Source organism: Campylobacter concisus (assembly GCF_015230035.1).
In the GTDB taxonomy this organism is placed as follows: domain Bacteria; phylum Campylobacterota; class Campylobacteria; order Campylobacterales; family Campylobacteraceae; genus Campylobacter_A; species Campylobacter_A concisus_BK.
This window is the reverse complement of the sequence record NZ_JAAKZD010000011.1, coordinates 49,337-69,139: the sequence shown is the minus strand read 5'-3', so window position 1 is coordinate 69,139 and position 19,803 is coordinate 49,337. Positions and strand designations below refer to the sequence as shown.

19 protein-coding genes and 1 pseudogene are annotated in these 19,803 nt (G+C 41.5%); 9 read left to right on the top strand and 11 right to left on the bottom strand.

Annotated features, from left to right (window positions below; all coding sequences use genetic code 11):
• From G6W41_RS08230 to G6W41_RS08215, 4 genes are all read right to left on the bottom strand, one after another.
• A partial coding sequence (locus G6W41_RS08230) for a cache domain-containing protein (RefSeq protein ID WP_194171203.1) occupies positions 1–949 on the bottom strand: 949 nt, incomplete at its 3' end.
• Between the two features lie 112 nt (positions 950–1,061).
• On the bottom strand, positions 1,062–2,258 hold the full coding sequence (locus G6W41_RS08225; protein ID WP_194171202.1) for an MFS transporter: 1,197 nt from the start codon (positions 2,256–2,258) through the stop codon (positions 1,062–1,064).
• Between the two features lies 1 nt (position 2,259).
• Positions 2,260–3,465, bottom strand: coding sequence for a copper resistance protein NlpE (locus G6W41_RS08220; protein ID WP_194171201.1), 1,206 nt, complete (start codon positions 3,463–3,465; stop codon positions 2,260–2,262).
• A gap of 48 nt (positions 3,466–3,513) precedes the next feature.
• On the bottom strand, positions 3,514–3,942 hold the full coding sequence (locus G6W41_RS08215; RefSeq protein WP_009294607.1) for a copper resistance protein NlpE: 429 nt from the start codon (positions 3,940–3,942) through the stop codon (positions 3,514–3,516).
• Between the two features lie 80 nt (positions 3,943–4,022).
• Here G6W41_RS08215 and G6W41_RS08210 point away from each other — a divergent pair, with 80 nt between their 5' ends.
• Both G6W41_RS08210 and G6W41_RS08205 read left to right on the top strand, forming a co-directional pair.
• Positions 4,023–4,937 (top strand): SPFH domain-containing protein, encoded by a 915-nt coding sequence (locus G6W41_RS08210; RefSeq protein ID WP_021089647.1) that lies wholly within the window; start codon positions 4,023–4,025, stop codon positions 4,935–4,937.
• Complete coding sequence (locus tag G6W41_RS08205; RefSeq protein WP_194171200.1) at positions 4,934–5,326, top strand: NfeD family protein; 393 nt, start codon at positions 4,934–4,936, stop codon at positions 5,324–5,326. The genes G6W41_RS08210 and G6W41_RS08205 overlap by 4 nt, the downstream gene beginning before the upstream one ends.
• Before the next feature lie 20 nt (positions 5,327–5,346).
• Here G6W41_RS08205 and G6W41_RS08200 read toward each other — a convergent pair whose 3' ends face one another.
• On the bottom strand, positions 5,347–5,559 hold the full coding sequence (locus tag G6W41_RS08200) for a hypothetical protein (RefSeq protein WP_103617023.1): 213 nt from the start codon (positions 5,557–5,559) through the stop codon (positions 5,347–5,349).
• Positions 5,560–5,691: 132 nt separating this feature from the next.
• Between G6W41_RS08200 and G6W41_RS08195 the strand changes: the two genes are divergently transcribed.
• The 3 genes from G6W41_RS08195 to recG are packed head-to-tail and all read left to right on the top strand — an operon-like array spanning position 5,692 to position 9,772.
• Positions 5,692–6,738: a dehypoxanthine futalosine cyclase gene (locus G6W41_RS08195; protein WP_035145231.1), complete on the top strand. Its 1,047-nt coding sequence runs from the start codon at positions 5,692–5,694 to the stop codon at positions 6,736–6,738.
• Positions 6,739–7,968 carry a M16 family metallopeptidase gene (locus G6W41_RS08190; protein WP_194171199.1) on the top strand — a complete coding sequence of 410 codons (1,230 nt, stop codon included), beginning with the start codon at positions 6,739–6,741 and terminating at the stop codon, positions 7,966–7,968. It begins immediately after the preceding gene.
• Positions 7,958–9,772 (top strand): ATP-dependent DNA helicase RecG, encoded by a 1,815-nt coding sequence (gene recG, locus G6W41_RS08185; protein WP_194171198.1) that lies wholly within the window; start codon positions 7,958–7,960, stop codon positions 9,770–9,772. The genes G6W41_RS08190 and recG overlap by 11 nt, the downstream gene beginning before the upstream one ends.
• A gap of 379 nt (positions 9,773–10,151) precedes the next feature.
• On the opposite strand, the gene G6W41_RS08180 is transcribed toward recG, so the two are convergent.
• From G6W41_RS08180 to G6W41_RS08165, 4 genes are all read right to left on the bottom strand, one after another.
• Positions 10,152–10,463: a hypothetical protein gene (locus tag G6W41_RS08180; RefSeq protein WP_149701915.1), complete on the bottom strand. Its 312-nt coding sequence runs from the start codon at positions 10,461–10,463 to the stop codon at positions 10,152–10,154.
• 110 nt (positions 10,464–10,573) lie between these two features.
• Positions 10,574–11,347 (bottom strand): ABC transporter ATP-binding protein, encoded by a 774-nt coding sequence (locus tag G6W41_RS08175; protein ID WP_021089682.1) that lies wholly within the window; start codon positions 11,345–11,347, stop codon positions 10,574–10,576.
• On the bottom strand, positions 11,347–12,354 hold the full coding sequence (locus tag G6W41_RS08170) for a FecCD family ABC transporter permease (RefSeq protein WP_021084752.1): 1,008 nt from the start codon (positions 12,352–12,354) through the stop codon (positions 11,347–11,349). The genes G6W41_RS08175 and G6W41_RS08170 overlap by 1 nt, the downstream gene beginning before the upstream one ends.
• 3 nt (positions 12,355–12,357) lie before the next feature.
• The gene (locus tag G6W41_RS08165) at positions 12,358–13,413 is read right to left on the bottom strand and encodes an ABC transporter substrate-binding protein (RefSeq protein ID WP_194171197.1); all 1,056 of its coding nucleotides are present in this window, start codon (positions 13,411–13,413) and stop codon (positions 12,358–12,360) included.
• 218 nt (positions 13,414–13,631) lie between these two features.
• On the opposite strand from G6W41_RS08165, the pseudogene G6W41_RS08160 reads away from it, so the two are divergent.
• Positions 13,632–15,864, top strand: a pseudogene (locus G6W41_RS08160) (nitric-oxide reductase large subunit).
• A gap of 71 nt (positions 15,865–15,935) precedes the next feature.
• Positions 15,936–16,490, top strand: a complete 555-nt coding sequence (locus tag G6W41_RS08155; RefSeq protein WP_194171196.1) for a DUF1523 family protein — start codon at positions 15,936–15,938, stop codon at positions 16,488–16,490.
• 13 nt (positions 16,491–16,503) lie between these two features.
• Here the strand turns inward: G6W41_RS08155 and ybeY are convergent, their stop codons facing one another.
• Positions 16,504–16,941 (bottom strand): rRNA maturation RNase YbeY, encoded by a 438-nt coding sequence (ybeY, locus tag G6W41_RS08150; protein ID WP_194171195.1) that lies wholly within the window; start codon positions 16,939–16,941, stop codon positions 16,504–16,506.
• Positions 16,942–16,998: 57 nt separating this feature from the next.
• Here ybeY and queC point away from each other — a divergent pair, with 57 nt between their 5' ends.
• A complete protein-coding gene (gene queC, locus G6W41_RS08145) occupies positions 16,999–17,664 on the top strand; it encodes a 7-cyano-7-deazaguanine synthase QueC (protein WP_194171194.1) in 666 nt (221 codons plus the stop codon).
• Between the two features lie 56 nt (positions 17,665–17,720).
• On the opposite strand, the gene G6W41_RS08140 is transcribed toward queC, so the two are convergent.
• A complete protein-coding gene (locus G6W41_RS08140; protein ID WP_194171193.1) occupies positions 17,721–18,275 on the bottom strand; it encodes a hypothetical protein in 555 nt (184 codons plus the stop codon).
• A 176-nt stretch (positions 18,276–18,451) separates the two neighbouring features.
• On the opposite strand from G6W41_RS08140, the gene hcp reads away from it, so the two are divergent.
• The gene (gene hcp, locus G6W41_RS08135; RefSeq protein WP_002940097.1) at positions 18,452–19,780 is read left to right on the top strand and encodes a hydroxylamine reductase; all 1,329 of its coding nucleotides are present in this window, start codon (positions 18,452–18,454) and stop codon (positions 19,778–19,780) included.
• Positions 19,781–19,803: the final 23 nt, after the last annotated feature.

The window sequence follows — 19,803 nt, the reverse complement described above, 5'->3', positions numbered from 1 at the left end:
TAAATAGATCATCAAGCTTAGACTGGATAGTTTTTATAGGGTTAAGAGACTTTTTAAGTAAGAAATAGACAAATGCTGAGAGGATAACGATAAATAGCACTGCTAGGATTAGCTGGATCTTTAGGAGAGGGATAGTATTTGATGTAAATACATCTTTTTGCATAGCCGAGATAGCTATCCAGCCACGATCATTTAGCTCGATAAAGTCAGCAAATCTCTCTTCGCCTTTTGAGTTTTGATAAGCAATAAGGCCATTTTTATTGAAGTCTTTATTTTTATATCTTTCAACCAGCTTTGTCGTTGTAGCATTTTCTTTGCCAACTAGCTCTTTATTAGGGTGGATGATGATCTTGCCGTTTTTGTCCATCACATAAACATAGCTATAGTCGTTTTTGCTAATATCCATGATCTCGTCGCTAAGGCTTGAGATATCAGCATTCATAGCAGCGACACCTTTATCGCCGATAGGTGCTGAAAATGCGATCATCATGGCATTTGAGCTTGATGATTTGTAAGGATCAGAAAAAGTTGCTTTTGAGCCTTTTGCGATCTTATACCAATCTCTTGTTCTTGGGTCGTAGCCATTGTCTTTTGGCATCTCATTCTTACCATTTGAGCGGTACATCGCTCCATCACTCTCATATCCTGCAAAAATTCTCTCGATCTCAGGTGAGACTATGAGTTTGCCTGTGCTTAAAACTTCATTTATCTGGCTTCTATCCTCTAGTTTTTCTAGCCTTTGGGCGATGCCGTTTGCAGCGTGCGTGTTGCTGTTAAAAAATGTATTCATAGCGTTTTTTACATCTTTTAAAATTTGACGTTGAGATTGGATGACTAGCTCGATGGTTTTACTCTGAGCAGTATAGTAACTAGCGGCCGACATAGCCACAAACGATATACATAGAGCAACTATTAGCATTAGTGCTATTTTATTGGTGATTGACTTCACACGAATTCCTTTACATAATGATTTTAACTTTATCGGTTAGTTATAGAATAATTGAATATTAGTTTTTAAGAAATTTAATGTTTTTGAAAATTTTAATTAAAAATAAATATTTTTACCTTATCTCATACCTTTTTGAAACTACGTGGTAGTAAAAGGCTCCAACGAAAAAGAGGCTTCCCATAAAGGCTGCGATCATCTCCACGCTTAGTCCAAGCTCGTATAAAAAGCCAATCGCAAATGAGATAAGTGCGCTAAATCCAAGAAAAACCATATCGTTATACGCGATCACTCTGCCGTAAAACTCTTTTTTGCAGTTTTGTTGAAGCAGTGTGTAGGTGTAGCTCCAAAGGCTTGACGTGCAAAAACCAGCAAAGATGATGCCAATGAGCGAGAGATAAAAATTTCGCAAAGAGAGCGCCCAGATGATGATGCCAAGCCCTTGACCGATATAGATGTAGATGAGAGTTTTTTTATTCATAAATTTACTAAGTATGGCCGGTGCAAACATAAGCGAGATCGACCTTGAGGCGTTTAATAGACCAATAACTAGCGAGGTTGAGAGTAAATTTGCGTATTTATAATCGGCCAAAAGTGCGATCAATGCGTCATAAGCGGTAATGCCAACAAAGGCGTGCAAAAATATAAGATGCACGATGAGCCTATTTTCTTTTAGGTATTTAAGCCCATTTTTTAGCATTTTTAGAGGTTTTTCTATAAATTCTGGCTTTAGCTCGTCTAGTTTTAAAAGATATAAAAAGCCAAAACTGCAAAGATAAAGAGCTCCGTCAAGCAAAAAGGCGCTTTTGATGCCAAAAAAGTGTATATAAACGCCAGCAAGCCCCATACCAGCGGTGTATGAGACCGCCCAGATGATCGAGTGGATCTCGTTTGCAAGCTTTAGGCTCTCTTTGCTTAAAATTTTTGGTAGCACGCTCATCTCTACTTGAAAATACATCCCGCCAACACCGTTTCTAATAAAAATGATAAGCAAAAGCAGCCATAAAAAATCAAGCGAATTTATAAAAAGCAGCATAAAAACGCTTATGGTCTCAACCGCCATCATGATAACAAGCATCGGTTTTGGGCTAAATTTATCAACCAAAATGCCACTAAATGGAGCGATGACAACACCCGGGATAAACGCCATCGCCGCACTTAGTGTAAGTGCCCAAACAGGAGCGTCAAGCGAGATAAGTAGCGTAAAGATGCCAGTGTGCGAGAACCACACACCAAAGTAGCACATGAGCTGGATGGTGCTTAAAAGGCGGAAATTTCTCTCATCCTTTAAAAGCTTAAGATACTCTTTCAAGCTACTGGTTCCACATGAGCGTTATCTGTTCTATCTGCGCCTCGTCTGGGATCTGGCTTAAGCTTGCTATCTCTTGTGCGAGCGGATTTTTAAGCTTTATGAGCATATCGTGGCTCTCTATTTTTAGATAGATATTGTTTGCATCGCTTTGAAATTTAGAGATGACAAGTGCGTTTTTTATATCTTTGAAATTTGACTTTAGACTGATATTTTCAGGAGTTTTAAACTCGTTTGAGTAAATTTCAATGCTTGTGATGATGCCATTTAGCAAGGTGTATTTAAAAATTCTCTCGTTTTTGCTTGTGACGATGTAGCTATTTTCTTTTTTGGTATTGTCTCTTTTTATATTTTTTGCGCCGTAAAATTTCATCACATCAGCATTTGCTGACTCGTTTGTAAGTTTTGCAAAAAAGCCCTTGCCAAAGAGGCTAGATCTGCCTTTTTCTCTTTTGTAGTGCCCGCTTATGTGAGCATTTTTGCAAATTTTATCGTTTGCGATTATGAAGATGTCGTTAGCGGTTTTATGCACGCTTAGAGCCACGCCTTTTTCATCTAAAAGGTAAAAAATGCCCTTGTCATAAAGCAGCTCTGAGTTAAATTTACAAAGTGGTGAGCCATCTTTTAGCGATGAGTAAAAGCTTATCTTTGCGCCATTTTTGCTAGGCACAAGCACAAGCTCTAAAAAGCCATTTTTGTCTTTAAATTTAGAAAATCTAGCAAAAAAACTATCTTTATATGCCTTATTTACCGGCTCGTAGTTATAAATTTGAGCTAGCACGCCAACTCGTTTATTTTTCTTATCATCAAGCTGAAGAAGTGAGTTTTTATTTGGCACAAAGTAGCTAAGCGCACCACTTTCATCTTTTAGCACGATAGCGCTCTCATCGACATCAAATGTACCACCTTTTTCTACCAAGGTAGCAGCCTTATCCATCGTAAGCATAGTTTTTGTGTAGGTTTTGTCTTTATTTAGAGTTAAGATAGTCTTTACGCCCTCGCAGTTTGAGCATGGCAAGGTGGTGTAGTAGCTCGTGTAGATAGAGTTTGAAAGTATTAGTTTTTCTGGTTTTTTGGGTTTTTCGTCTCTAACTAGGGGTTTTTCTTCTTTTGATTTTTGTGTTTGTTCTTGATCTTGTGGCTTTAAATTTTCATTTTTAGCGCAGCCGATGATGAAAAATGAGATAAGTATGGCAAAAAGATATTTCATTTGCAACTCCTTAAAAATTGCAAAATTATATCATTTTGCCTTTAAAATTTATTTTACGCGTTTGAAGATGTATTTGTCTTTTAGCTCGCCAGTGACCTCTTTTTGATCCATATCAAGCATCTTTAGGCTCTCTCCCTCGATCTTATAAAAGCTCTTCTCTTTATACTCATCAACCGTTGTGATAACGCCATTTTTTATAGAGTATTTACCCTTGCTAACGGCTTTGTAGTTGTCTTTTGACTTGTAGTTCATCACACTTTCAAATGTGCCATCTTTTTTTAGTGTGAGGGTTGAGTCTATGCCCATGCAGCTAGCGCAAGGTAAAAACGCCTTGTAAGTGCCTTCGATGCTGCTTACTGGAGCCATGCAGCTACCTTTTACTTCACATTTGCCTTGAGGGACGCTTGTGCTTTGGTTTGACGTAGCGCAACCTGCTAAAAGTAGAGCCGCACTTAGTGCAAAGATAAAATTTTTCATGCTGATCCTTTTTGAAAATAAAATTTAAAATGTATTATAATACTTAAGAAAATAACAAATTATAAATTAAAGGAGAGAAGATGCAAGTTGAGACATTTGGCGTTTTAGTCGTTGTTTTGGTCATTTTTGCATTTTTGTTTTTAAAAGCTGGCATCAAGATCGTTTCGCAAGCAGATAACTTGCTGATCGAGCGACTTGGTAAATTTCACAAGGTGCTTGACGGTGGATTTCACATTATCATCCCATTTGTCGATCAGATAAGGGCGATCATAACTATAAAAGAGCAGCTTGTTGATATCACAAAACAGCAAGTCATCACAAAAGATAATGTTAATATTAGCGTCGATGGCATCGTCTTTTTGAAGGTTTTTGACGCAAAAATGGCGGTTTATAATGTCGATAACTACAAGCGCGCCATTGCAAATTTAGCCATGACAACGCTTCGTGGCGAGATAGGCGCGATGAATCTTGACGATACGCTAAGCTCACGTGACCGCCTAAATGCCGCACTTCAAGTGGCTCTTGGCGATGCTGCTGGCAACTGGGGCGTAAAGATCATGAGGGTTGAAATTTCTGAAATTTCTGTCCCACTTGGCATCGAAGAGGCGATGAATATGCAGATGAAAGCTGAGCGTGAAAAGCGCGCGATCGAGCTAAAAGCCTTGGCTGAAAAAGAGGCACTAATCCGCAACGCAGAGGCGCTAAAGCAAGAAAAAGTGCTTCAAGCAGAGGCGATAGAGCGTATGGCTGATGCGAAAAAATACGAGCAAATCGCCATTGCAACAGCTCAAAAAGAGGCTATGGATATGATAAATGACAGCATGAGCAAAAACGCAAATGCGGCTGAATTCCTGCTCGCTCGTGACAGGGTCGGGGCATTTAGTGAGCTAGCTAAAAATAGCTCAAAAGATAAAATTTTAGTCCCTTATGAGGCGGCTGAGCTCATCGGCTCGCTTAGTGTTTTAAAAAATTTCTTAGCTAAGGATAAGGCGTGATAAGTCCTTTTATAATGATAGCCATAGGCGCGCTCTTGTGCGTGGCTGAGCTTATGCTATTTTCATTTTATCTGCTCTTTTTTGGCGTCGCTTTTATCATCGTTGGGGCGGTAAATTTTGGCTTTAATTTTGAGTGGAGCTTTCAAATTTTAGCCGTCTTAGTGCTTGCCTTTATCTTGCTTGTGCTCTTAAAAGCGCCGTTAAAGAGTAAATTTATGGCTAAAAAAGAGAGCTTTAATGAGGAGTTTTTAGATGAGCCAGGAGTTGGCGAGATCAGAGAAAATATGGTCTATTTTAAAGGCACTCTTTGGAAGTATGACGGAGCGCTAAAAAACGGCGAGAAAGTGCAGGTTTTAGGCACTAAGGGAGATAAGGTTATATTAAAATAAAGTGCCAAATGGCACTTTATCTATTTTGCGTGGGCTGGGCAGCCTGCTGGCATTTGCCCATGCATCGCCCCTTGCATGCCGTGATGAGGGCAGCTTGGCATATTTTCTTGCATCATTTTTTGATGATGAGCACATCCGCAACTTGCACCTTGTGGCTCAGCTGGCTTTGGCTCGTTTTTAGCACAACCAACTAAAAATAATCCGCAGATAACGGCAAATATAACCTTTTTCATAACTCGCTCCTTTAAAGAATTTCTAACATTGTAGCCTTTAAAAATTAATTTTTCATAACGCCTGATTTATCATATTTAAAAGCATTTTTGGCTAAACTTTCGCCCAAAAATAAGCAAAATAAAAGGTTAAATTTGAAAAGACTTAGTGTAAATGAAGCCATCGATCTTATAGAAAATGCACCGCTTCACGAGCTTGGCAAGATGGCGCTAGCTAGAAAAAAAGAGCTTCATCCAGAAGGCATCACAACTTTCATCGTAGATCGCAACATCAACTATACAAACGTCTGCTGGGTGGATTGTAAATTCTGTGCATTTTACCGCCACGCAAAAGAGGAAGACGCTTACGTGCTAAGTTTTGAGGAGATCGGCAAGAAGATCGAGGAGCTTATCGCCATTGGCGGCACTCAAATTTTATTTCAAGGTGGCGTTCATCCAAAGCTAAAGATCGAGTGGTACGAGGAGCTTGTAAGCTACATCAGCAAGCACTATCCAAGCATCACGATACATGGCTTCTCAGCCGTTGAGATCGACTACATCGCAAGAGTTTCAAAAATTTCTACAAAAGAGGTCCTAAGACGCCTAAACGAAAAGGGCTTATACTCGATGCCAGGGGCTGGAGCGGAGATATTAAGCGACCGCGTTCGCGACATCATCGCCCCTAAAAAGTGCGACACCGCAGACTGGCTTCGCATACACAAAGAGGCGCACGAGCTTGGCATGAAGACGACTGCGACGATGATGTTTGGCACGGTTGAGAGCACTCGCGAGATCGTCGAGCACTGGGAGCATATCAGAAATTTACAAGATGAAACGGCTGGATTTAGGGCATTTATACTTTGGAGCTTTCAAGGGCTAAATACAAAGCTTATGCAAGAATTCCCAGAGATCAAAAAGCAAAGCTCAAACGTCTATCTAAGGCTTCTTGCGGTCTCAAGGCTATTTTTAGATAACTTTAAAAATATCCAAAGCAGCTGGGTCACACAGGGTAGCTACGTAGGCCAGCTAGCGCTTCTTTTTGGCGCAAACGACCTTGGCAGCACGATGATGGAAGAAAACGTCGTAAAGGCCGCAGGTGCAAGCTTTAGGATGAATCAAGACCAGATGATCGAGCTTATAAAAGATGTCGGAGAAATTCCAGCTAAGCGCAACACAAACTACGATATTTTGGAGAAATTTTAGATGAAAATTTTAGATATCAATGTAAAAAATGTAAAAATCCCAGTCGTTTTTGAAAGCTCAAAAGCGATGCCAGTAGTGAGCCTAAAGCTAGTTTTCAAAGCAGCTGGTAGCTCGCAAAATGGCAAGCTAGCAGGCCTTGCAAGACTAAGTGCAAATTTACTAAACGAGGGCGATATGAAGCTAGGCTCGGCTAAATTTGCTAAAGAGCTTGAAGTAAGGGCGATTAGCCTAAATGCAAGCTGCGGCTTTGAGACATTTTGCATTGATCTAAACTGCCTAAAAGAGCACTTTGCCTTTGCGTGCGGCAAGCTAAAAGAGCTTATAAGCGCTCCAAATTTAACAAAAGAAATTCTAAATAGGTGCAAAACCGTCACACTTGGCGAGATCGCAGCAAATGAAAATGACTTTGACTACGTGGCAAGGCAGGGGCTCTTTGAGCTTTTGTATCCAAAAAGCGTGCTTTCAGAGCCAAGCATCGGCACAAAAAAGAGCGTAAAAGCGATCACGCTTGAAGATGTAAGTAAATTTTTAAACGAGCATTTAGACCTTTCAAATTTGCTTTGTGTGCTAGGTGGCGACATCGACGAGAAGCAGACAAAAGAGCTTGCTAGCGTTTTAGAAATATTAAAACCTGGCAAGGTGCGAAAGCTAGAGCGCTTTAGCCCAAGTGACAAGTGCGAAAGCAGCGAGATCATTAGGCAAAGCGAGCAGGCATACATCTACTTTGGCGCGCCATTTGATGTAAAGCCTGAAGAGAAATACAAGGCCGCAGTGGCGACATTTATCCTGGGCGAGGGTGGCTTTGGCTCGAGGCTCATGGAGGAGATCCGCGTGAAAAGAGGGCTTGCATACAGCGCCTACGCTAGAAATTTGCTAAATCTCTCTTACAGCCAGCTTTACGGCTACATGCAGACAAAAAATGAGAAAAAAGACGAAGCCATCGCCGTTATAAAAGAGGAAATTTTAAAATTTAGTAAAAAAGGCGTTAGCAAGGCCGAGCTTGAGCAGGCGAAGAAATTTTTACTTGGCTCGTTGCCGCTTAGACTTGAGACGCTATTTAAGCGCCTTGATATCGCGCAGAGCGAGTTTTATGAGCATGGCGAGCTTGGAGCATTTTTAAAGGACCTTGATAAAATTTCAGCCCTTTCGCTTAGCGAGCTAAATAGCTTCATAAAAGCCCACGCAGAGATCAATCAGCTAAGTTTTTGCGTTTTAAAAAATGAAATTTGAAGCAAGCGACAGGACAAAACTTCTAAAAATAGGCGTGCTTAGCCTGCTTGACCTTGCTCTCGTGCTACCAAAGGGCTTTGAGGATACGACGATCGCTAAGAGCCCAAGAGAAGGGCAGGTCTGCATAAATGTAAAGATCACCTCGCTCGCCTCGCGCCCTGGCATGCTGACAGCACTTGCCTTTTGCGAGCAGTGGCAAAGTAGCGTAAAGATCGTCATTTTTAACGCAAAGTCTTGGCATTACGGCGCTTTTAAGGTCGGCAAAGAGATGGCGATATATGGACTTTGCTCCTACGCCTTTGGCTCGTGGCAGATCGTTAATCCAAAGATCACCACAAAAATAGGCCAGATTGTGCCTAAATTTAAGACCGAGTTAAAAGATGATGAGCTAAAAAAACTCATCTTAAAATATCTAAATTTACAAAATTTACTAGCCGAGGGCTTAAACGAAAAAGAGGCTAAATTTCTAGCTGATCTGCAAAGGCTAGATGAGCAAAGCGTGCAAATTTTATACCGCCTAAAAAATGATGGCGAGGGCATAGAAATTTTAAAATTTGTAGAAATTTTTAACTACATAAAAAAGCTAAGTGCGAAAAAAACCTACTTTAAAAGCCCTAAAATCAAGCTTTTTGACATAAGCTCTTGGCTTAAGAGCTTGCCATTTACGCCGACAAATGACCAGCTAAACGCCATAAATGATATCAGAGACGACCTTAGCGCTGTGCAGGCAAAAAGGCGCGTCATAATGGGCGATGTGGGAAGTGGCAAGACGCTTGTGATCCTAGCAGCTGCTCTTAGCGTCTATCCGCAAAGTGCCATTTTGATGGCGCCAACAAGCATCTTAAGCGAGCAAATTTATAACGAAGCAAAGAGACTGCTGCCGCCTTTTATGAATGTGATGCTGGTGCGAAGCGGGGAGAAAAAGATAGACTTTAGCGGGGCAAATTTGATCGTTGGCACGCATGCGCTGCTCTTTCACGAGCTGCCAAACTCGCCGCTTGTCATGGTCGATGAGCAGCACCGCTTTGGCTCAAATCAGCGCAAAAAGATAGAGGAGCTGGCCTCAAACGAGGACGAGCGAGCAAATTTCGTGCAGTTTTCAGCTACGCCAATACCAAGAACGCTAAGTTTAATCCAGTCTGAGATCGTAAATTTTAGCTTTTTAAAGCAGATGCCATTTAAGAAAAATATAACGAGCCAAATTTTAGGCACTAGCGAGTTTGGCTTTTTGCTAACTCACATTAAAAAGCAGCTTGCGGGCGGCTTTCAAGTAGCCATCATCTATCCGCTAGTTGAGAGCAGCGAGAGCTCAAACTACCAAAGTCTAAGCGAGGCGCAGGGCTTTTGGCTAAAGAATTTCAAAAATGTCTTCGTCACGCACGGCAAGGACAAAGAGAAAGAGGAAATTTTAAGGCGGTTTAGAGAAGAGGGCGAAATTTTGCTCTCAACAACCGTTGTTGAGGTGGGGATCTCGCTGCCAAGGCTAAATACGATAGTGATCGTGGGCGCTGAGCGGCTAGGGCTTGCCACGCTTCATCAGCTACGAGGCAGAGTTGGGCGAAATGGCGGCGATGGATACTGTTTTTTATTTACCAAGCTAAAAGAGGCGCCAGCTAGGCTAAAGGAATTTTGCGCGACAAATGACGGCTTTAAGGTGGCAGAGCTTGATCTGAAAAACCGCCAAAGCGGCGATATACTAAACGGCTTTTTTCAGCACGGAGCGACCTTTAACTTCTATGACTACGAGGATGATATCACGCAGGCTGCAAAGGCCAGAGTAGCTGAGCTTAAAAATAAAGCTTAAATTTGATCTTGCGGGTTGTGTTAAAATTTAAGGTGGATGATTGCTTTTGGCTAGGAGGATATAAATTTGCGTCAAATTTAAGATGAGGGCGCAAGCTTTTATGGCTAGTTTTAAATTTGATAGAAAATGGCAACTGTTGCGCGGTTGATTTAGCTTTATCGCGACTGGTCTTGTCTTTTTTAATATCGCTATCAATAAAAAGGTTGCTAGCAAACCAGTCTAGGTTCTCTGTGGCAAAATGGCTCAGGGTTTTAAAACGTCTTTGCTTTTGCGCTATACCTAAATTTATCTTGTCTAGCAAAATCTAATCTCTTGCAGGCTCTTTTTAAAATTTACATGAAAATTTGATATGGCGGGATAAAATTGCTCTTTTTATCGCTCACTCCCAAACTCCCATGTTATCGCCAATTATATTGCTGTTGCCCTCTTTTTGACTAATCCAAACCCACTCTTTGACATTTTTAGTTATCCACTCGTTTTTAATGGCGTGTTTATAAACAAATAGACCTAAATTTGCCAAGTCATTTTCATCACCTTTTGCGTGAAAGGTATTTTTATCAATCTTGATCAAGTCACACTGCTTGGCAAGCTTGTCTAAATATTCATAGATCACATCTAGCTTATACTTTTTCTCTCTTAAAACCTTTTCTTCATCGATCACGATCTTAGTGCCTAGTAGCGGGTAAGCCATTGTTATCCTTTCAAATTTATTTTGCATTTTAGCATTTATGGTTAGTAAATTTAAGTAGAAATTTTTAGATAAAACGACTATCTGCCCTTAAAAATTAAGAGCAGATAAATTTATAGTGGATAAGTGAGGCAGCAGTTTCTTTTTACTTCGTCGATGTAGCTCACGTTTAAATTTAGTCCGTAAAGCTTGCTTAAATTTTCGCTTCTAATGATCTCATCAACCGTGCCAAATCCAACCTCGCCATCACCTTTCACAAGGGCGACATATCCGCCAAGAAGCACGGCAAAGTCAGGGTTGTGAGTAGTTAGCACGACCGAGTAGCCAAGCTCTTTTAGCCACTTAACTGTGCGTAGGAATTTATACTGGTTGCCAAAATCAAGCGCGCTCGTTGGCTCGTCAAATATGATCATCTTTGGCTGCGCAGCCATCGCACGAGCGATCATACACATCTGCTTTTGACCGCCACTCATCTGCGTGATAAAGCGATCCTCTAAGTACTCGATCTCAAGCTTTTTGGTGTAAATTCTAGCGATCTCTTCGTCCTCTTGGCTAGGTCTTGCAAAGATACCAAGGTGCGCCGCACGGCCCATCGTGATAAACTCAAGCCCTGTGTAGTCATACTCGGTAACCTCGCTTTGAGCGACGTATGCCATGATCTTAGCACGCTCTTTGTTGCTTAGGCTATCTACGTTTTTGCCATCAAGAAAGATTTCTCCAGAAACTGGCTTTAGCGAGCCACTTATTAAGCCTAGAGTAGTTGATTTGCCAGCTCCGTTTCGACCAAGAATGGTTAAAATTTCCCCAGCGCCTATCTTTAAATTTACATTTTCTAGTTTGCCAGCCCCATTTGGGTAGCTAAAGTTTAAATTTCTAACTTCAAGCATCATGCAACCTTTTTATTTCGCCATAAAACCCAGACGAAAAATACCGTGCCGATAAAGCCAGTAAGTACGCCAAGAGGCACTTCGCTCACGCTTATGCTGCGCGCCAAGGTATCAACAAAAAGCAAAAATATTGCACCCATAAATATGCTTGCAGGCATGCTTTTTATGTTATTTGCACCAACTAGCATACGCGCTAAGTGAGGCATGAGAAGTCCCACCCATGCGACTATGCCGCTTATGCAGACGCTGCACGCTGTAAGAAGCGTAGCGCAGATGATGATGACAGCGCGCTCGAATGAGACATTTACGCCAAGTCTAGCTGCACTCTCGTCGCCAAGAGATAGTAAATTTATACGCCAGCTCATGGCGATAAGTAAAATGGCGCAGATGATCATCACAGGGGCTATGTATTTTAAGTTGTCACTATCAAGCTTTGCAAGGCTACCAAGCTGCCAATAAACAATGTCAGGTAGCTTCGTCTCAGGGTCGGCGACATACTTTAAAAAGCCGATCACTGAGCCCATGAGGCCGCTTACGATGATACCAGAAAGAACTAGCATAAGCGTGCTCGTGCGTCCCATCATCTTTGGTATGGCTAGCGTGATAGCAACGGCTGCTAGGCCAAAGCCAAAGGCAAAAGCCTGCACCCAAAATAGCGATAGATCAAAGATGATAGCAGTGGCTGCTCCCACACAAGCACCAGCTGAGACGCCTAGAAGATCAGGGCTAACTAGCTGGTTTTTAAAGACACCTTGATAGGCTGCACCACTCACGCTAAGAGCGGCTCCGACAAGGATGGCTGCGATGATGCGCGGGATGCGTAAATTTTCTATCACGTTTGTGATGTTGCTAGCTGCGCCATCTCCAAAACCAAAGCTGTGAGCCAGCACGCTAAAGACGTCGTTAAATGGTATGTAAAATCTACCAACGCCAAGTGCGACAAAGGCGCAAAGAAGCGTTAGTAGAGCTAAAAAGATAACAACTATTGAAAAATTTGCGTTTTTCATATCTTACTTGCTGCTACCGTCTGGATTTAGACCTTTTAAGATATAGCCGTACTCTGTATCGCTAAGATCGTGATTTAAGAACTCTTTATAAAACTCTTTTGTTTTTGCTTTTATATCGACATCTTTAAATAGATCTGGTTGGATAGTCTTTGCTGCCCATAAAATTTGAAGCACGTTTTCAGCGCCATATCTATCCCAGCTAAATACACCTTTTGGATTGCCATAAACTTTGCCGTTTTTAACAGCGTTTGAGCCAGAGAATGCAGGGTGCTCTTTTATCTTTTTGATCTGTGCGTCTGTGTCATTGCCGCCAACGATGATGATATCAGGATTTGCATTGATGATCTCTTCAGCGCTAACTTCGATCATTGAACCCTCAGTATTGATAGCATTTACACCGCCACCTAGCTTGATCCAAGTATTTTGGATAGTATTTGTACCATCAACTTTTAGCAAATTTGCGCCGCCAAGCAAGTGAAGTACTTTTGGACGTTTAGCGTCAGGGATGTTTTTTGTTCTTGCTGTTACAAACTCAGAGTTATCGTGGATTTTATTAGCAAGCTTTTCAGCTTTTTTTCTAGCGTCATCAGTGCCTATAACTTCAGCTGTTGCGTAGATGCTTTTCTCCATATCTGGGTAGTCTCTAAAGATCAAATTTACCGCGCTAAAGCCGTTTTTGATAAGCTCATCTTGGTAGTTTTTGTTAAAAACTATGATAACATCAGGTGCAAGCTTAACAAGCTCTTCTATCTGAAGGTCTTTGCCGTTTAGCGCAGCTGGTAAATTTTTAAGTTTTGGATAGACGTGCTCAAACCACTTGTTGGTTTTGATCAGATCAGTTGTGGCTACAACCTTATCCATACCGCCAAGTGCTAGGATGATCTCGTTGTTTGCATTCCACAGTGCTGCGATCTTCTCAACCTTCTCAGGCACGCTTACTTTGACGCCTTTCATATCTGTGATGCTTCTAGCAGACTCAGCTGCGCTTAGGCTAAGAGCTACAAAAAGTGAAGCAACAAGGCTAAATTTAGCTACTTTGTGTATGAAATTCATTTGCATATTTTTTCCTTTTTTCGTGTGAAATAGTTTGGTTGATATGTTACTGCTATTTACATTAATGTTATGTAAAATTTGCATGTTTATTGTGAAAAAATTGCATATTTTGTAAATTCATATAAAGCTAATAGGATAAATATTCTCTTTTTATTGACATATATCATTAGTCACTATTTTGAAATGAGATAAACTTTCTCCTAAATTTTAAAAAAGGAGAATCAATGCGTGAATACAAAAGATACTGGCTCGCACTTGTTGCTGTGCTGGTAGTTTGCTTTAGTATTTTAGGCTACTACGGCGTTGAGGTTTATAGAAATTCGCCTCCAGTTGTAAATTTCACTGACGAAAATGGCAAGGTCGTGATCGACAAAGAGAGCATCTACAAAGGTCAAGAGGCTTGGCAAAGCATAGGCGGTATGCAAGTTGGCTCTGTTTGGGGGGCACGGGGCATATCAAGCGCCTGATTGGAGTGCGGACTGGCTTCACAAGGAGCTAGTTGCCTTTTTAGAGATCAAGGCTGATGAAATTTATCATCTAAAATACGCCGATCTAAATGCCGAGCAAAAGGCAAATTTAAAGGTTTTGCTTAAAAAAGAGTATAGAGAAAATAGCGTCAAAGACGATAAATTTGTGCTAAGCGCTGATAGGCTAAAGGCAATAAGTCAAGTAGCTAGCGAGTATGCTGCGCTTTTTGGTAATGACCCTAAATTTAAGCCTTTAAGAGAAGCTTATGCGATGAAAGAAAATACGCTCCCAGGTGCAAGCGACAGAGCCGATCTAAACAACTTCTTCTTCTGGTCAGCCTGGGCGACAGCGACAAACAGACCTGGTAGCGAGGCAACCTACACAAACAACTGGCCGCACGAACCACTAATCGATAACGTGCCAACAAGTGAGAATGTCTTTTGGTCGGTTGCAAGCGTCGTGATACTTCTAACAGGCGTTGGGCTTCTTGTTTGGTTTAGCTCATTTTACGGCAAAAAAGATGATGAAAAGCTTGAGCCAATTAGCGAAGATCCGCTTAAAAAGCTAAATTTAACACCATCACAAAAGGCGCTTAAAAAGTATCTCTTTGTTACGCTAGCGCTATTTGCGTTTCAAATTTTAATAGGTGGCTTTACAGCTCACTACACAGTCGAAGGACAAGAATTTTATGGCATAAATTTATCAGCCTACATCCCTTATTCGCTTGCTAGAACGTGGCATATACAAGCTAGTATTTTCTGGATAGCGACCGGATTTTTAGCGGCTGGACTATTTTTAGCTCCGATCATAAATGGCGGCAAGGATCCAAAATTTCAAAAGCTTGGTGTTGATCTGCTCTTTTACGCGCTACTTTTCCTTGTAGTTGGCAGTTTTGTGGGCGAATATTTAGCTATCGCAAACATCATGCCTATAAATTTAAGCTTCTGGCTTGGACATCAAGGATATGAATATATCGATCTTGGACGAGTTTGGCAGATCATTTTGTTTGTTGGTCTTGTCATCTGGATGCTTCTACTTCTTCGTGGATTTGCAGGCGGGTTTAAAAACAAAGGCGATAAAAATTTACTTGCTATCTTTGCTATGTCGGCGGTTGCGGTTGGCTTGTTTTACGGAGCAGGGCTATTTTATGGTCAAAGAAGCCCACTTCCAGTGATGGAGTATTGGCGCTGGTGGGTTGTACACCTTTGGGTTGAGGGCTTTTTTGAGGTATTTGCGACAGCATCACTTGCTTTTGTCTTTGTTTCTTTGGGCCTTGTCTCAAAAAGATTTGCGACATTTCAAACACTTGCAAGTGCGTCACTCTTTATGGTAGGTGGGATCCCAGGCACCTTCCATCACCTCTACTTTGCAGGCACTACAACGCCTATAATGGCTATTGGTGCAAGCTTTTCAGCGCTTGAGGTCGTGCCTTTAGTTTTACTTGGAGCTGAGGCGTATGAGCACTACAAACTCCAGTTTGCTCAAAGCTGGGCTAAAACGCTTAAATGGCCACTTTACTGCTTCATCGCAGTTGCCTTTTGGAATATGCTAGGTGCTGGCGTCTTTGGATTTTTGATAAATCCTCCGATTTCACTATTTTACATCCAAGGACTAAATACAACGCCAGTTCACGCACACGCGGCACTATTTGGTGTTTATGGATTTTTGGCACTTGGCTTTGTTTGGCTTGTGGCTACTTATCTATTTAAAGGGCAAGAATTTGATGAAAATCTGATGAAAGTTGGCTTTTGGGGACTAAATGCAGGACTTATGCTAATGATCGTGCTTTCACTACTTCCAATAGGCATCTATCAAGCATTTGCAAGCTTGGAGCAGGGCATGTGGTATGCAAGAAGTGCTGAGCTTTTACAACAGTCACACTTGCAAAATTTAAGATGGTTAAGGATGCTTGGCGATACGATTTTAATAATCGGTGGCATCTGCTTCTTTGCTCAGCTTTTAAAATTTATGCTTAATAAAAAGGCTTAAATTTATGGGGGCGCTTTGCCCCTTTATTTAAGCTATCTTTTCATAAAATAGTGCAAATTTAAAGGATAGAAATGATGACATTTTTAAAGAGAATTTGCGTTACATTTGTCGTGCTTTTGCACCTATTTTTGGCGTTTTTGGTTGATTTTTCATTTCCGCACTACGCAAGCGTGCAGATAACTGGCGGCGACGTAAAACGCATGGATAAAGATGGCATAATAGACGCCAAAAACCCAGCCGATGGGCCTGTAAGAGATGTCTATTTTATCTACACAAAAGATGCGAAAAACGCTGAAAAAGTTATGGCTTATAGAAACGAAGATACGGCGTGGGGCTTTCCATTTTATTTTAAATTTAACTCAGCCGACATCCAAGCTAAGGCTCAAGGCTTTACAAATAGCGATAAAAACGTCACTATCAAATACTACGGATATAGAATTTCTATGCTAAACGAGTTTAGAAACGCGATCTCTATAAAAGATAGCGGCACAAACACCAGCTGGCCTATCGCTAGCTACGTGCTTTACTTCATTTTATTTATCTCGCTTATCATCTGGATAAGAAAGATAAACAAGGCTTTTGCGCCAAAAGTTGAAAATTTAGAGACAAAAAAAGAGAGTGTTTAAAACAGGGGCCTTATCAGCCCTTTTTGTTTATAAGATCAATGAGCCTAACATCCTCGCTTCTTACGATTAGGCTCTTTGGTAGCTCAAATTTAGCTATCACCTCGCACTCTTTCTCTCTCATCTGTCCGTCATCTTTTTCGTGATCAAAGCCTAAGATATGCAGCAAGCCATGTGTGAAAAGTAGCGCAGTTTCGGCATCTTCGCTGTGATTTAGCTCGGCTGCTTTTTCTTTTACCATATCTTTGTTTATGACTACCGAGCCAAGTGGGGCGTGGATGACAAGCTCAAGGGGGAAGCTTAAGACGTCAGTTGTTTTGTCTATGCCACGCTCAGATCTATTTAGCTCTCTCATCTCATCTTTATTGATAAAGAGAAGCTCAACTTCTCCAGGCGTTAGATATGAGCAAATTTGATCTAAAATTTCTGGATAACTCTCTTCACAAAGTATCATTTTTGGCTTGTCCTTAGTAAATTTTTGTATAATTTTAGCAAATTTAAAGGGCAAAATATGAAAAAAGCAGTTTGTATAATGAGCGGCGGCATGGATAGCACGCTTTGCGCTGTAATGGCAAAGAGGTCTGGATATGATGTGGTCGCACTTCATTTTGACTATAACCAAAGGACTATGAAGCGGGAAAAACGCGCGTTTGACGAGATCTGCGAGCGACTGGGCGTGGTTAAAAAGATAAATTTAGACGTTAGCTTTATCGCTCAAATAGGCGGAAATTCGCTAACGGATAAGAGCCTGCAGATAAGAAAAGATGGCGTCAGCAAGGACGTGCCAAACACATACGTGCCGTTTAGAAATGGCGTATTTATCTCAATCGCTGCTGCGCTTGCTGAAAAAGAGGGGGCGCAGGCGATCTACATAGGCGTGGTCGAGGAGGATAGCTCTGGGTATCCTGACTGCAAAGAGAGCTTTATAAAAAGCATAAATGAGGCGATAAATTTAGGCACGTCGGCTGATTTTTCTTGCGAGATCGTCACACCACTTGTAAATTTAAGCAAGGCTGACATCGTCTCAAAGTCGCTTGAGCTTGGCTCACCAATAGAGCTAACATGGAGCTGCTACGAGAGCGAGGATGAGGCGTGCGGGCTTTGCGATAGCTGCAGGCTAAGGCTAAATGGCTTTAAAAAGGCAAACGCCGTTGATAAAATCCCTTATAAAAAGTGAAATTTGCCTTGAAATTTAAAAGCTAGCTACTATAAATTTAGCAGCTAGCCTAAAATTTACTCTAAATTTAGCTCACTTATCTGTTTTGCAAGCTTCTCTTTGTATTCAGTCAAAGAGCTTTTGATGATATTTGCATAGTCATTTTGATTTACTAAAAGATACTCCTCTTTGCGTTTTACAACCGTGTTTAGCTCCTTGTTATTTACGTTTAAAGTGGTGCTTATATCGGCATTTAGACCGACTTTTACCGCGCCAAGCGTTAAGTAAGTCCAAAGTTTTTCTATCTTTGCATTGACGCTTATCGTATCCTTGTCTATTTCGTTTTCATTTTTTATGACCTGGTAGCCATTGCTTCTAAAGGCATCCTCGATGCGCGCCCTTACTACGCTAGTTGTCCTTTGTTTATTTTCTAAAATGACGTTCCATAGCCCTTTGCCATAGCCATTTCTCGTCCTGCCGATGTATTTTTGCTTCTCTTTTGCGCTAACTTCATTTACATTGTGCTTGTATAAAGATGGTGTGCTGGCTTGTTTTGGGTCGTTTTCAAAAGCCATCACATCCTTGACGCTTTCTATGTAAATTTTTGTCTTTTTGTTAATGGTTGAAGGCACTTGCTCATCGCATAAAAGCGGCAAATTTCAAATTTTATATTTTGATATCCATAATCATAAAATCTTAAATTTAATAACTAAAATTTAAATTTAACTTTTCTTGACTGCTATCAACCAAAATGGCTAGCCACATAGGATAAAATCCGCTTAAATTTTTAAATTCACAAGGAGAAAAGATGAAAGATATGAAGATGTTTTGCCATCAGTGCGAGATGAGCGCTGAGGATGGATGCGGTGCAAAGGGCCAACCTATGGGCACCTGTGGCAAGAGCGACACACTAGCGCTTTTGCAAGATACGATGGTTTTTGGCTTAAAAGGCCTTAGCGCATATCGCCACCACGCACACGAGCTTGGCGCTGATACTAGCAACGTTGATCGCGTTATGGCTGATACGCTTTATTTTACGCTTACAAACTCAAATTTCAACTTCGATGAGCACATCAAGCAGCTTCTTGAAGTAGGCGGTGCTGGCGTTGAGGTGATGAACCTGCTAAGCGAGGCTCACACAGCTAAATTTGGCATCCCAACACCAGTTAGAGTGAGCCAAAACAAGGTCGAGGGCAAGGCGATTTTGGTAAGTGGTCACAACTTGCATGCCCTAAAAGCGCTACTTGAGGCGACAAAAGATAAAGGCATCAACATCTACACTCACTCAGAGATGCTACCAGCTCACGGATACCCAGAACTACGCAAGTATAGCCACCTAAAAGGCAACGTCGGCAAGGCATGGTTTGACCAAACTAAGCTATTTAACGAATTTAAAGGCGCGATACTAATGACAACAAACTGCATCGTGCCACTACGCTCAAACTGCACATACGCTGATAGGCTATTTGGCTACTCGATCGCAGGCACAAACGGCGTAAAACACATCGAAAACGACGACTTCACACCACTTATCGAGTGCGCTTTAGCTTGCGGCGACGTTAGCGGCTTTGATAGCGACGAGAGCCTAGTAACTGGCGGTCACTACAAGACTATCCTAACTTTAGCTCCTCAAATTTTAGACGCGATAAAGACAGGCAAGATCCGCAGATTTTTCGTGATCGCTGGCTGTGACGCGCCTGGCAAGGGACGTGAGTACTATAGAGAGCTAGCTGCTAGCCTTCCAAAAGACTGTGTGATACTTACTTCAAGCTGCGGTAAATTTAGATTTAACGACATCGACTTTGGCAACGTCCCAGGCACCGAGCTACCACGCTACATCGACCTTGGTCAGTGCAACGACAGCAACGGCGCGGTTAAAATAGCCCTTGCACTAAGCGAGGCAACAGGCATCGCAGTAAATGACCTACCAGTTTCTATCGTGCTAATGTGGATGGAGCAAAAAGCGGTTATCATCTTGCTAGCGCTATTTAGCCTTGGTATCAAAAATATCAATGTAGGACCTAGCTTGCCTAAATTTTTCAATGAAGAGATCATAAATTTCTTAGTGGATAAATTTAACGTTAGACCAATTAGCGGCGACGCGCAAGCTGATCTAAAATACTTCTTAGGTGAGTAAAAAACTGCCAGGGCTTAGGCTCT